The following is a 13,090-nucleotide window of genomic DNA, read 5'->3' on the forward strand; positions in this document are numbered from 1 at the left end:
GATGTCCGACCTGCCTACCACGCCGTTGCTCGACACCGTCGATACACCCGATGATCTTCGAAAGCTGAAGCCCGCCGACCTGCGCCAGCTCGCCGACGAGCTGCGCCAGGAGACCATTTCGGCGGTGGGATCGACCGGCGGGCATCTGGGGTCCGGGCTTGGCGTGGTCGAGCTGACCGTGGCGATCCATTATGTGTTCAACACCCCCGACGACAAGCTGGTGTGGGACGTCGGCCACCAATGCTATCCGCACAAGATCCTGACCGGGCGGCGGTCGCGGATCCGCACGCTGCGCCAGGGCGGCGGGCTGTCGGGCTTCACCAAGCGCAGCGAGAGCGAATACGACCCGTTCGGGGCGGCGCATTCGTCGACGTCGATCTCGGCCGCGCTCGGCTTCGCGATGGCCAACAAGCTGGCGGGAACGCCGGGCAAGGGCATCGCGGTGATCGGCGACGGCGCGATGAGCGCGGGCATGGCCTATGAGGCGATGAACAATGCCGAGGCCGCGGGAAACCGGCTGGTGGTGATCCTGAACGACAACGACATGTCGATCGCCCCGCCGGTGGGCGGGCTGTCGGCCTATCTGGCGCGGATGGTGTCGTCGTCCGAATATCTGGGGCTGCGCGAGTTCGCCAAGAAGACGATCCGCAAGCTTTCCAAGCGCGTCCACAACGCCGCCGCCAAGGCCGAGGAATATGCCCGCGGCATGGCGACCGGGGGCACGCTGTTCGAGGAACTGGGCTTTTACTATGTCGGGCCGATCGACGGGCACAATCTGGAGCACCTGATCCCGGTGCTGGAGAATGTCCGCGACAGTGAGCACGGCCCGATCCTGGTCCATGTCGTCACCAAGAAGGGCAAGGGCTACGCCCCGGCCGAGGCGGCGGCGGACAAATATCACGGCGTGCAGAAGTTCGACGTGATCACCGGCACGCAGGACAAGGCGCCGCCGGGGCCGCCTTCCTACCAGAACGTGTTCGGCGAGACGCTGGCCAAGCTGGCGGAGACCGACAAGCGGATCGTGGCGATCACCGCGGCGATGCCATCGGGCACGGGCGTGGACAAGTTCGCCCAGGCGCACCCCGAGCGCGCGTTCGACGTGGGCATTGCCGAGCAGCATGCGGTGACCTTCGCCGCCGGGCTCGCGGCGCAGGGGATGCGACCGTTCTGCGCGATCTACTCGACGTTCCTGCAGCGCGCCTACGACCAGGTGGTGCACGACGTGGCGATCCAGAACCTTCCGGTGCGCTTCGCGATCGACCGTGCCGGGCTGGTGGGCGCGGACGGCGCGACGCATGCCGGCAGCTTCGACGTGACGTATCTGGCGACGCTGCCCAACATGGTGGTGATGGCGGCGGCGGACGAGGTCGAGCTGGTCCACATGACCTACACCGCCGCCGAATATGATGCGGGCCCGATCGCGCTGCGTTATCCGCGCGGCAATGGCGTCGGGCTGGCGTTGCCGGAGGTTCCGCAGAAGCTGGAGATCGGCAAGGGCCGAGTGGTCCGCGACGGCAAGACGGTGGCGATCCTGTCGCTCGGCACGCGCCTGGCCGAGGCGCTGAAGGCCGCCGACGCACTGGAGGCCAAGGGGCTTTCGACCACGGTGGCCGATTTGCGCTTCGCCAAGCCGCTGGACGAGGCGCTGATCCGCAAGCTGCTGACCAGCCATGAAGTGGCGGTGACGATCGAGGAAGGCGCGATCGGGGGCCTGGGCGCGCATGTGCTGACGCTGGCCAGCGACGAGGGGCTGATCGACAACGGGCTGAAGCTGCGCACGATGCGGCTGCCCGACCTGTTCCAGGACCAGGCGTCGCCGCAGAAGCAGTATGACGAGGCGCGGCTGAACGCCGAGCATATCGTCGACACGGTGCTCAAGGCGCTGCGCTGGAATGAGACCAGCGCTGCCGGGGGCGGCGCGCGGGCGTAAGCGGCGCCATCACTGGCCTGCGCAGGAAGCCGAGGCTAGGTCGGATCGAGACTGGCGAAGACTGCCATCGCGGCACAGTGGACCCCGGCACAAGGCCGGGGTGACTGTTTGATCCAAGTCCCTGCCGTTAGAATTGCGCCGAGAAGCGGCCGTAGAGGAAGCGGCCGTTGAAGCCGAAGGGCGAGAAGCTGCTGTAGGGCTGGTAATAGGCGTCGACCGGATAGAAGCCGCCGACGCTGCTCGGACGGGCGCCGGTGGGGCGTGCGGTCGGGTAGACGTCGAACAGGTTGTTGGCGCCCACCGCGAACGTCGCGTGCTCCTGGAAGGTGAAGCGCACTTCGAGATCGGTGACCCATTTGGGCTCGAGGAACACGTCGTCGGGGCCATAAGCGGTCAGGCTCGTCGGGTCGGTGAGCGGCGTGGCGGCACCCGGCGCGATGACTTCGCCGTAGCGCGTGGTGCGCGCGGTGATGCCGAAACCGCCCAGCGTGCCGTCGGCACTGAGCACCAGCTTGTCCTTGGGCTGGCCGTTGGTGAAGCGGATCCCCTCGACGCGGCCGAACAGGATCAGGCCGGGGATTTGCGCCAGCGGGCCGACATCGGTGATGCGCCGGTCGATCTTGTTGGTGTTGCGGTTGTACGCCGCCGACAGCGACCAATTGCCCAGCCCTGCCACGCCGAAGCGGTAGGTGCCGACCACGTCGACGCCCTCGGTGGTGGTGTCGAGCCCGTTGATGAAGAAGCGCGCCGCGCCGACCGACTGGAAGCCGTTGGCGTCGAGGATCGCCTTCACCGCCGCATTCACCGCCGCGGTGCCGCTGCCGGCCGCGCCGAGGTTTTCCGTCAGGACGACGCGGTCGTCGATCTTGATGTGGTAATAGTCGGCCGTGAAGTTGAAGCCGCGGAACGGGTTGAGCGTCGCGCCCGCCGTCCAGTTGAACGACTTTTCGGGCTCCAGCTCCTTCGCACCGAGCGCCTGCGCCACGGGGCTGGAAACCGGCTGCGTGCTGATTTCCACCGGCACGCCGCCGATGAAGTTGGTCGAGGTGGTGGTGAAATATTGCTGGTGAAGCGAGGGCGCGCGGAAGCCGTTCGATACCGATCCGCGCACCGCGAAGCCGGGGCTGAATTCGTAGCGGGCGGCAAGCTTGCCGTTCAGCGTCTCGCCGAAATCGGAGAAATGCTCGTAACGGCCGGCGGCGGTTACGGTGAAGCCGTCGAACAGGTCGGTGTCGAGTTCGACGTACCCGGCATAGCTGTGACGGCTGACATCGGTCGCGGCGCTTTCCGGGAAGCCGGGAAAGCCCTGGGCGCCGACCAGCGCGCCGCGTCCCGGGAAGCTGCAGATGCCGGTCGCGGCCGCGTAGACGCCGCCCTGGACGCCGCAATTGGCAGCCGTGGTGGCGAAGGCAGAGCGGAAGTAGGGCCCGATCGCGTGGGACTGAGTCTCGCCCGGGCGGATGTTGAAATCGTCGTTGCGGTATTCGGCGCCGACCGCGAACGTCAGCGGCTTGGCGAGGCCCATGTCGAACTCATGGCTCACATCGAGATTGGCGGTGAGCTGGCCGAAGGCGAGGCCGCCGGAGTCGAAGTTGCTGAGCGAGGCCGGCCCGAACGAGGTGTTGAGGCTGTTCTCGGTGCGGTAGTCGAACTGGTTGTGGCCATAGACCAGCGAGAGATCGGTGGACCATCCCGCCAGATCGCCGCGGATGCCGACCGCCAGCGAATAATCCTCGAGCTTGGAATGGATGAACGGCAGGAAGCCGTTGGCGCGCAGCGGCACGAAATTGCCGGCATTGGGCGTGGTGGCGGGAGTGATCGTCGACCAGTCGCGGTTGTTGGCCGAAGCGGATTGCCGGAAGTTCGCGGCACTGAGGCCGTCGCGCGAGGAATAGGAGCCGAACGCGTAGAGCTCGAAATCGCCGAGCGGCACGCCGGTGTTGACGAAGACGTTGTAATCCTCGGTCTGGGGATCGCCATATTGGAAGTTGAGGCGGTTGAAGCCCGCCTCGCGCGCGTCGAACGCGGCGGTGGGGCGATTATAGTTGGGGCGCAGGTCGTAGCCGGCGCGGTTGGTGTTCTGGCGGTCGCGATACTCGCCGGTGACGTTCAGATAGCCCTCGGCACCGATCGGCAGGCCGACATTGAGGCCGATCGTCCACAGATCGCCATCGTTCACCTTGCGCTCGCCGTCCCGGCTCGCCGCGAGGATGCGGGTATCGGCAGGGTCGAGGGCCGGCTGGCCGCCGGTCAGCAACAGGCCGCTGACATCGGGCACGCCCTGCATCGTGCTGATGTACTTGCCGTAGCTCACCTGGGCGCGGCCGCCGTGATTGGCGCGCTTGAGCTGGACGTTGATCACGCCCGCGATGGCGTCGGAGCCATATTGCGAGGAAGCGCCGTCGCGCAGCACTTCGATGCGCTCGATCGCCAAGGCCGGGATCGTGTTGAGATCGACCGCCGCCGAGCCGCGCCCGACCGAGCCGTTGACGTTGAGCAGCGCGGAGACGTGGCGGCGCTTGCCGTTGACCAGCACCAAAGTCTGGTCCGGCGCGAGGCCGCGCAGCGAGGCGGGGCGGGATCACGTCGGTGCCGTCGGTGATCGAGGGCTGAGGGAAGTTGAACGAGGGGACGAGGTTGTTGAGGATCTTGTTGATCTCGCCAAGCCCCGAGCTTTGCAGCGCTTCGGACGAGATCACGTCGATCGGGACCGGACTGTCGGCGACGGTGCGGTTGGCGGCGCGGGTGCCGGTGACGACGACGGTGTTGGCGGGATCCTCGTCGGGCACCGCGTCCTGCGGCGTGGCGCCTTCCACCAAGTCCGTCGGAGGCGGAGTCGCGCTGGTCTGCGCCTGCGCGGAAGCGGCGAAGGCCAGCGTGGAAGCGGTGATCGAGAGCAGCGCGGTAGCCGAACGTCGCATGGATGATCCTCCCCATGGGGGAGCCCCCTTCCCCGACGAAGACCATTATGGCCGCACTGTTCTGTAACGAAAGGGACACAATGCCGCACCGCAACGAAATTGCGCGCGATGTTGCTTCGCGGCAACAATGATGTCGGGCGGCCCGGCTTCTATTCGGCGGTCTGGCCGTAGTTCAGCACGAACAGCGGGCCGAGGTGGAGCGTCTGCTTTGCGGCATCGATGTGCAGCGCGGCGTTGAGCTGGCCGGGCGCATAGTCGCGGTCGGCATTGCCGGTCAGCTGGTACATCTTCCACTCCGGGCCGATATCGAAGGCCTTTTCGAAGATCGCGCGCACCACCGGAGTCGTTTCGAGCTGGACGCGGCCGATCCTGCCGGGAGCCCCGTTCGCGGTATCGGTAGCCTTGGCCCAGAAGGCGATGACGATGCGGTCGCCTTTCTTGACCGGCTTGAGCGTCGGGCTGACGATGCCAAGCCGCCAGAAGTCCGCATGCCCCTGCAACGGGATGCGCAGCATCTTGCCGAACTGAACAGTCTTGTCGCTGCGCACCGGCGGCACGATCGGAAAGCCGTAGGGCCGCAGCGCATCGACGCGGGGATCGTTGGCGAGCCGATCGGCCATGCTCGGCGCCTCCTGCGCCGCTCCCAAAGAGGGAGCGGCGAGGAAAGCCGGGATCAGGCAAAGCGCGGCGAGTGGAAGCATTCGCATGGCGTTTCTCCTGGCCCCGGGATCGTCAGAAGCGGAACCGCACGCCGAGCGAGTAGCTGCGCTCGAGATACAGGATCTGCCGGGCGAAGGTGTCGCCGGTGTCGTACGCACGCTCGCGCTGGAGCGGGTTGCCGAGCAGGTTCACGATGTCGAACGCGACGGTGATGTTGGGCACCGGGGTGATCGAGGTCGAGAAGTCGAGCTGGCCGCGACCCTTTTCCTTGATCGGGTGCGCGATCGGATCGAGCGCCTCGAGCGTGTAGCCGGTCACGAAGGTGGAGCGGTAATTATAGGCCAGACGTGCCGAGAATTGCGGCTTCTCGTACAGCGCGACCAGGTTGTACGCCCATTTCGAAACGCCGGGGAACACCTGCTGCTCATTGTTCAGCGTCGACGCGAAGTTCGGCTGAAGATCGCCCTTGGCATCAAGATAGGTGCCGTTGGCCTGGATGCCGAAGCCCTTGGCCCAATCCGGCAGCCCGTCGATGTCGAGGAAGGTAGTGAACGTCACCTCGGCGCCCTGGATGCGGGTTTGGCCGAGATTGACCGGGCGATCGATGCGCAGCGCGGGAGTGGAGCGGTCCGCTACCGTCGCAAGGAAACCCTCGGCATCGTGGCGGAAGATTGCCGCGGTGAACGAGCCGGTCCGCGAGAAATAATATTCCAGGCTGACGTCGTAATTGTCCGAGGTGAGCGGCTTCAGGTTCGGATTTCCGGCCGAGCCGCCGCGGCGCAGACGCTCGACGCACTCCGGCGGCGTGGCGTCGGTGAGGCAGGGATCGCCGGGGGCGAGGATCACCGGCTGGCCGAGCGACAGGTTCGGACGAAGATCGAAGAAGTTCGGCCGGGTACGCGTCTGGGTATAAGCGAGGCGCAGCTGGAGCTTGTCGGTCAGGCCGATGCGTGCGCTCGCGTTGGGCAGATAGTCGGTATATTCGCTCTCCGCGCTGACCGCCGGGTTGGTGATAACGCCGCCCACGCCCTCTTCGCGCGAGAAGCCGTCGATCTTGGTCTTGGTCTTGACGGCGCGCAGGCCGACGACGCCGTCCAGGACGGTCGAGCCGAGTTCGAAGCCGTATTTCAGCTGCGCGTAAGCGGCATAGGATTTTTCGTTGGCGCGGAAATTCTCGGCCGGGTTGAAGGGCGGGATTCCCGCGGGCACGCCGAAGAAGGAGCGCAACTCGGTGAGGTTGTCACGGATGCTGTCGCGGGTCGGCGCGGCATAAAAGACGTTGGGCTGCACACGGTTGTAGGTGAAGCCCGGCAGGCTGGTGCGGACGTCGAGACCCGGAAGCGACGCCAGCGGAACGCGCGCGCCTTCATTGTTGACGTACAGGTTGCCCAGATCGCGACCCGCATCGCGATCGGCATAGCGGATGCCGACGTCGATCCGCTTCAGAAAGCCGAGGTCGAGATCGTAGGACAAGTCGGCACGTGCCTGCAGGTCCTTGCCGTTCACCACCAGCAGCTCCTGCCACAGACCGCGGCTGATGAAGTTGGCGGGATCGCTGATGTCGAAATTGACGAAGCTCTGGGTCGGGCCGCCGTCATGCGCGGCATCGAACTGGACGTTGCGCACCGGCGAGCTTGCCGCGGCATAGTCGATGTTGACGTTGTTCGCGGTGTACTGGCTGTCGGTATAAGCGACGTCGGCCGAGAGCCGCAGGCGATCCTTCGTATAGATCGCGCCGGCGCCCGCCTGATAGGTGTCGGTCTTGCCGTCGAACGAGCCGGTATAGCCATCGGGGCGAGCCGCGCCGTTCACGGTCGCGGTCGAGATCTGGTTGGTGCCCGAGATCGTGGTGACGTTCGAGAGCGTCATGCCATCGCCGAAGATCGGGATGAACATCCAGCGGTTATAGTCCTTCGAGCGGAAGCCCTGGAACAGACCGTCGGCGTAGATTTCGAGTTCGGGCGTCGGCTTCCACTGGAAGGCGGCGTTGGCCGAGGGGCGGTAGCGGCTACCGTAGCCCAGGAAGTTGCCCTGCGCGTCGGGGAAGCGCAGGCCGGACTGCGCGGTCGGCGCGTTGGCGGCATTGGTGGTGCCGATCACCAGCGACTGTTCGCGGGTCGAATCCAGGAAGTCGATGCCGACATAGGACGCGTTCACCAGCAGGCCCATCTCGCCGATGCCGGTGTCCCACCGGTTGCTGATCAGCAGGTTGCCGTTGGGCACCCCGCCCTGCGACTGCTGCGAATGCACATAATTGAGCGAGCCCGAAAGCTCGAAGCCGCTGAAGTCGAACGGACGGCGGCCGCGCACGTTGACCGCGCCGGCGATGCCGCCTTCGATCTGGTTGGCGAGGCCCGACTTGTAGACTTCCAGCGCGGCGACGGTGCCGGCGGGGAAATCCTGGATCTGGACGTAGCGGCCCTCGGCCGTGAAGATCTGGCGGCCGTTATAGGTGGTGGTCAGGTCGGGCAGGCCGCGCACGGTGACGCCGGCGGACTCGCCGCCGCCGCGGGTGACGTTGACGCCGGCGACACGCTGCAGCGCGGAGGAGGCGAAGGTGTCGGGCAGCTTGCCGATATCCTCGGCGACGATGGCGTCGACGATGCCCTCGGACTCGCGCTTGATCCGCTGCGAAGATTCAAGGCTGCGGCGCAGGCCGGTGACGACGACTTCGTCGCTCGCGGCAGTCGACTCGGCCTGATCAGAGGGAAGCGGCGCGGCGGGGTTGACGCTCTGGTCGGACGGGCCCGTCGGCTTGGGCGCTTCCTGCGCGCCGTTTGCATCCGTGGATTGCACCGTTGCCGCGTGCGCAGCGGCTGGCATCGCGCCGGCGATCATCGAAAACGCCGAAACCGACATGCACAGAAGCGTCTTGGCCTTCATACAGCCTCCCCTTTCACAATGTTGCTGGCAGTTTTCTGCCTGAGGGTCCGCCTGTATCGCCGCCCCGCGCGCAGCACAATATGTCCGACTAAAGAATAAAGCAGATTATTCCGATAGTGGTTTTCACGCCACATCGCGGCACTCGCCTTTGGTCGAAGTCACGCGTAAATCGGCGCGATGCTGCAATCGGCCCACTCCCCCGCCCGCCCGCGCGCCATCGCCAACTGGCTGTTCGCGGTTGCCGTCCTGATCGTGCTGATGGTGGTGATCGGCGGGATCACGCGCCTGACCGAATCGGGCCTGTCGATCACGCAGTGGAAGCCGGTGTCGGGGATCATCCCGCCGCTGAGCGACGCGCAATGGCAGGCCGAGTTCGACAACTACAAGCGCATCCCCGAATATCGGCAGCTGAACCAGGGCATGACGCTGGGCGGATTCAAGCAGATCTTTTTCTGGGAGTATCTGCACCGGCTGCTCGGGCGGGTGATCGGCCTGGCCTTCGCACTGCCGCTGCTGTGGTTCGCGGCGCGCCGCGCGATCCCGCGCGGCTATGGCTGGCGGCTGGTGGCGCTGCTGGCGCTGGGCGGGCTGCAAGGGGCGGTCGGCTGGTGGATGGTGAAGTCGGGGCTGTCGGTGCGCACCGACGTCGCACATACCCGGCTGGCGACGCACCTGCTGGTGGCGCTGTTCACGCTGGCGGGCATCGTCTGGACCGCGCTGGACCTGCGGCGGCTGGCGCGGACCGGGGAGAACCGCCCCGCCCGGCTGACGCTGCTCGGCGGCGGCACGCTGGCGGTGCTGTTCGTGCAGTTGCTGTTCGGCGCATTGGTGGCCGGGCTGAACGCGGGACTGGTCACCGACCAATGGCCGCTGATGAACGGGCGCTTCTTTCCGGGCCCCACGGTAGCCGGGCGCGGCTTCCTGGACGCGCTGATCAACGATCCCGCGATCGTCCATTTCGTCCATCGCTGGTGGGCCTGGGTCGCGCTCGCGGCGCTGGTGGTGCTGGCGCGGGCGGTGCGCGGGACCGACCGGCGCGCGTCGATCGCCATCCATAGCGCGGTCGGCATCCAGATCCTGTTGGGAATCGCCACGGTGATGAGCCAGGTGAACCTCACTCTGGCCGCGCTGCACCAGCTGACCGGGGCGCTGCTGGTCGTCGCAACGACCTGGGGCGCGCATGGGGTGGGACGGCGGCGGTGAGCGACATCGCGCTTCTCCACGCGACCTTTGCCGATCGGGCCGAGGCCGAGCGCGTCGCACGCAGCGTGGTCGAGGAGCGGCTTGCCGCGTGCGCCAACATCCTGGCGCCGTGCCTGTCGATCTATCGCTGGCACGGCGATGTCGAGACTGCCGAGGAAGTGCCGGTGCTGTTCAAGACGACGCCCGAGCTGGCCGCGCGGCTGCGGGCGCGGATCGCCGAGCTGCACTCCTATGACATGCCGGTGATCGAAGCCTGGCCGGCGGCGGCGGGTTCGGCGGTGTTCAAATGGGTGCACGGCGCGACCGGCTAGCCGCACGGTATCATGATACCCGTCAGCAATGGCACGCATTTGCTTGACTTTTGCCCCCTCCCCAAGCAAATGACCGCCATTCGCGCTGTCCCTGAGGGCGGCGCGTTCGCGTTTTAAACGAAAGGTCCCGGCCCCATGAAGGAGCTGATGAAGACCACCAAGTCGGCAAAACCGGCTGAGGTGGAGAAGAAGTGGCACATCGTCGACGCCGACGGCCTGGTGGTCGGTCGTGCGGCGACGATCATCGCCAACATCCTGCGCGGCAAGCACAAGACCAGCTTCACGCCCCATGTCGATTGCGGTGACAATGTCATCGTAATCAACGCCGACAAGGTTCGGTTCACGGGCAAGAAGCTGCAGGACAAGGTGTACTACAAGCACACCGGTTATGCCGGCGGCATCAAGGAAATCACCGCAGCCAAGGTGCTGGAGGGTCGTTTCCCCGAGCGCGTGCTCGAAAAGGCCGTGGAGCGCATGATCCCGCGCGGTCCGCTGGGCCGCCAGCAGATGCGCAACCTGCGCATCTTCGCCGGCACCGAGCATCCGCACGCGGCGCAGAACCCCGAAGTCCTCGACATCGCGTCGATGAACCGCAAGAACAAGGTGGGCGCATAATGTCTGACAACCGCCAGTCCCTTTCCGATCTGGGCAACCTGGCCGCAGGTGCTCCGGTCGAGGCTTCCGAAGGTGGCGAGACCGCCGCTCCGGTCACCCAAGCTCCCGTTTCGACGATGCCGCTGCGCGCGCAGGAACTCGACAAGTTCGGCCGCGCCTATGCGACCGGCCGCCGCAAGGACGCCGTCGCACGCGTCTGGCTGAAGCCCGGCACCGGCAAGATCACGATCAACGGTCGTGACCAGGAAGTGTATTTCGCACGTCCGACGCTGCGCCTCGTGATCAACCAGCCGTTCGGCGTCGCCGAGCGCGAAGGCCAGTATGACGTGATCTGCACCGTCAAGGGCGGCGGGCTTTCGGGCCAGGCCGGCGCAGTCAAGCACGGCATCAGCCAGGCGCTGACTCGCTTCGAGCCGGTGCTGCGCGCCCCGGTCAAGGCGGCAGGCTTCCTGACCCGCGACAGCCGTACCGTCGAGCGCAAGAAGTATGGCCGTGCCAAGGCACGCCGTAGCTTCCAGTTCTCGAAGCGCTAATCGGCCTGCCCCTGCGCAAGCGGGGGTTGATCAGAACAACCGAGAGGGCGGTCCGGCAACGGGCCGCCCTTTTCGTTTGCGGGACGGTGGTTGGCGGCGCTTGTCGCCGTCGAGATTGGATCCCCGCGCGGGTCGCAGCCCAGCCGCTATGCCGGAGCTAGGCCGGGCCGCCCTTGCGCAGCGCTTGGCAACTGGGCCCCGGCCTTCGCCGGGGAGCTGTGCGGGGAGTGCGCCCGTGCGAGCCACTTAAGTAGCTCTACGGGTTGGGAGAGTGCTGCGAATCCTCTATGCAGGACCATGCAAGTTGCGGGGCAACGGGCGGGGGAAGCGTAGCGTGATCAGGTTCAAACAAGGCCTAGTGCTGAGCGCGGCAACGGCGCTGGCGCTGCTGTCGGGGTGCGATGGCGGCGGTGGCGGCGGATCGTCGGCAGGCGATACCGGCGGCGTGGTGACGCCGGCCCCGACCCCTACGGCGGTTGCCTTCACCGATGGCGACGCGGCGCGGCTGGCCAAGCAGGCGACGTTCGGGCCGACGCCGGCGCTGGTGGCGCGGATCAAGGAAGTCGGCGTCAACGCCTGGCTGGACGAGCAGTTCGCCGCGACAGGCAGCAGCTATGCCGACATTGCCGCGGGTGAGGTGCGCCGAGATTTCTGCGCAAGCGGCGACGCGGTGTGCGCGCGCGCGCATTTCTCCCGCACGCCGGTGGCGATGCGCTTCTATGCCGACGCGGTGATGGGCCAGGACCAGCTGCGCCAGCGAGTGGCGCTGGCGCTTGGCCAGTTGATCGTCGCGTCCGAGCAGGAAGTGAATTCCGCCGCGGGGATCGCGGCGCTCAACCAGATCTTCCTCGCCAACGCGTTCGGCAATTACCGCGACATTCTCGCCCAGGTGACGATGCTGGGGTATATGGGCGACTATCTCGACATGGCCGACAGCAACAAGTCGGCGCCTTCGGAGAATTACGCGCGCGAGCTGCTGCAGCTCTTCTCGATGGGGCCCGACCAGTTGAACCTGGACGGGACGCCGGTGCTCGACGCGACGGGCGCGCGGGTGCCGACCTATACGCCCGACGACATCAAGGCAGTGGCGCGAGCGCTGACCGGCTGGACCTATGCGCGCGTCGGCGGCGCGGCGACCAGCGACGGCAATGCGCGCGATTATTCCAAGCCGATGATCGCAGTGCCGGCGCGGTACGACACCACGGCCAAGACCTTCCTGGGCATCAGCGTTCCTGCCGGCGCGGCGCAGGATGCCAGCGTTGCGGCAGTGGTGGACGCGGCGTTCAACAACGCGTCCACCGCGCCCTACATCGCCAAGTTCCTGATCGGCCAGCTGGTGACGCCGAACCCGACGCCGGCCTATGTCGGACGCGTGGCGGCGGCATTCGCCAATAATGGCAGCGGCGTGCGCGGCGACCTGAAGGCAGTGGTGCGCGCGATCCTGAGCGATGCCGAAGCGCGCGGCGCCCCGGGACCCAATGCGGGCAAGGTCAAGGAGCCGATCCTGCTGATGACCGCGCTGGCCCGCGCGATCGGGTTTTCCACCGACGGCTATGTGTTCGTGACGCGTGACGGAGGGCTCGGCCAGCCGGTGATGCGGGCGCCCTCGGTATTCAATTTCTATCCGCCCGATTATCCGCTGCCCGGATCGGCGACGCTGAAGAGCCCGGCGTCGAAGCTGCTCAACACGTCCAACGTGCTGCGCTGGCATAACTTCGTCTATGACTGGACGATCGGCGGCGACGCGACGCGCGCCGAGTTTGCGGTCGATTCCGGGCTGCCGATGTCGTCGCTCACCCAGCCGCAATGGGCGGGCTGGGAAGCGTTCGGCGCCGACCTGGACGGCATGGTGGCGCGCATCAACCTGCTGCTGTTCGCCAACACGCTGACGCAGCCGCAAAAGGATGCGCTCAAGGCGGCGGCGACGCCGATCACCAACACCGATGTGCTGGTTCAGGCCCGCAAGCGGGCGCAGATGATGCTGTACGTCGCAGGCTCAAGCCCGCTGTTCCTGGTCGACCGGTAAGGATTCCC

At 66.6% G+C, this 13,090-nt stretch carries 10 protein-coding genes; 7 read left to right on the plus strand and 3 right to left on the minus strand.

The features are described from left to right. The first annotated feature begins 1 nt into the window (after nucleotide 1). A complete protein-coding gene (gene dxs, locus LZ586_RS06650) occupies nucleotides 2-1,930 on the plus strand; it encodes a 1-deoxy-D-xylulose-5-phosphate synthase (protein WP_235078929.1) in 1,929 nt (642 codons plus the stop codon). Nucleotides 1,931-2,057: 127 nt separating this feature from the next. Here the strand turns inward: dxs and LZ586_RS06655 are convergent, their stop codons facing one another. Next, a complete protein-coding gene (locus LZ586_RS06655; protein ID WP_235078930.1) occupies nucleotides 2,058-4,466 on the minus strand; it encodes a TonB-dependent receptor plug domain-containing protein in 2,409 nt (802 codons plus the stop codon). Between the two features lie 104 nt (nucleotides 4,467-4,570). On the opposite strand from LZ586_RS06655, the gene LZ586_RS06660 reads away from it, so the two are divergent. Then, nucleotides 4,571-4,918 carry a hypothetical protein gene (locus tag LZ586_RS06660; RefSeq protein ID WP_235078932.1) on the plus strand — a complete coding sequence of 116 codons (348 nt, stop codon included), beginning with the start codon at nucleotides 4,571-4,573 and terminating at the stop codon, nucleotides 4,916-4,918. A gap of 82 nt (nucleotides 4,919-5,000) precedes the next feature. Here LZ586_RS06660 and LZ586_RS06665 read toward each other — a convergent pair whose 3' ends face one another. Both LZ586_RS06665 and LZ586_RS06670 read right to left on the minus strand, forming a co-directional pair. Continuing rightward, nucleotides 5,001-5,558, minus strand: a complete 558-nt coding sequence (locus LZ586_RS06665) for a hypothetical protein (protein ID WP_235078934.1) — start codon at nucleotides 5,556-5,558, stop codon at nucleotides 5,001-5,003. A 25-nt stretch (nucleotides 5,559-5,583) separates the two neighbouring features. Continuing rightward, nucleotides 5,584-8,394: a TonB-dependent receptor gene (locus LZ586_RS06670; RefSeq protein ID WP_235078936.1), complete on the minus strand. Its 2,811-nt coding sequence runs from the start codon at nucleotides 8,392-8,394 to the stop codon at nucleotides 5,584-5,586. 177 nt (nucleotides 8,395-8,571) lie between these two features. Here LZ586_RS06670 and LZ586_RS06675 point away from each other — a divergent pair, with 177 nt between their 5' ends. From LZ586_RS06675 to LZ586_RS06695, 5 genes are all read left to right on the plus strand, one after another. Beyond that, nucleotides 8,572-9,597, plus strand: coding sequence for a COX15/CtaA family protein (locus tag LZ586_RS06675; RefSeq protein ID WP_235078937.1), 1,026 nt, complete (start codon nucleotides 8,572-8,574; stop codon nucleotides 9,595-9,597). Then, nucleotides 9,594-9,908 (plus strand): divalent-cation tolerance protein CutA, encoded by a 315-nt coding sequence (gene cutA / locus LZ586_RS06680; protein WP_235078938.1) that lies wholly within the window; start codon nucleotides 9,594-9,596, stop codon nucleotides 9,906-9,908. Before LZ586_RS06675 ends, cutA begins: the two co-directional genes overlap by 4 nt. Nucleotides 9,909-10,043: 135 nt before the next feature. Further along, on the plus strand, nucleotides 10,044-10,523 hold the full coding sequence (gene rplM, locus LZ586_RS06685) for a 50S ribosomal protein L13 (protein ID WP_235078940.1): 480 nt from the start codon (nucleotides 10,044-10,046) through the stop codon (nucleotides 10,521-10,523). Continuing rightward, on the plus strand, nucleotides 10,523-11,056 hold the full coding sequence (gene rpsI, locus LZ586_RS06690) for a 30S ribosomal protein S9 (protein WP_235078942.1): 534 nt from the start codon (nucleotides 10,523-10,525) through the stop codon (nucleotides 11,054-11,056). Before rplM ends, rpsI begins: the two co-directional genes overlap by 1 nt. A gap of 334 nt (nucleotides 11,057-11,390) precedes the next feature. Further along, nucleotides 11,391-13,082: a DUF1800 domain-containing protein gene (locus LZ586_RS06695; protein ID WP_235078943.1), complete on the plus strand. Its 1,692-nt coding sequence runs from the start codon at nucleotides 11,391-11,393 to the stop codon at nucleotides 13,080-13,082. Nucleotides 13,083-13,090: the final 8 nt, after the last annotated feature.

Origin of the sequence: Sphingomonas sp. S2-65, from assembly GCF_021513175.1 — a bacterium.
Taxonomy (GTDB): domain Bacteria; phylum Pseudomonadota; class Alphaproteobacteria; order Sphingomonadales; family Sphingomonadaceae; genus Sphingomonas.

Bases quoted from the DNA above. Each gene is read 5' to 3' on its own strand.
- dxs (WP_235078929.1), top strand. From the start codon at position 2: ATGTCCGACCTGCCTACCACGCCGTTGCTCGACACCGTCGATACACCC.
- LZ586_RS06665 (WP_235078934.1), bottom strand. From the start codon at position 5,558: ATGCGAATGCTTCCACTCGCCGCGCTTTGCCTGATCCCGGCTTTCCTC.
- LZ586_RS06670 (WP_235078936.1), bottom strand. From the start codon at position 8,394: ATGAAGGCCAAGACGCTTCTGTGCATGTCGGTTTCGGCGTTTTCGATG.
- LZ586_RS06675 (WP_235078937.1), top strand. From the start codon at position 8,572: ATGCTGCAATCGGCCCACTCCCCCGCCCGCCCGCGCGCCATCGCCAAC.
- rplM (WP_235078940.1), top strand. From the start codon at position 10,044: ATGAAGGAGCTGATGAAGACCACCAAGTCGGCAAAACCGGCTGAGGTG.
- rpsI (WP_235078942.1), top strand. From the start codon at position 10,523: ATGTCTGACAACCGCCAGTCCCTTTCCGATCTGGGCAACCTGGCCGCA.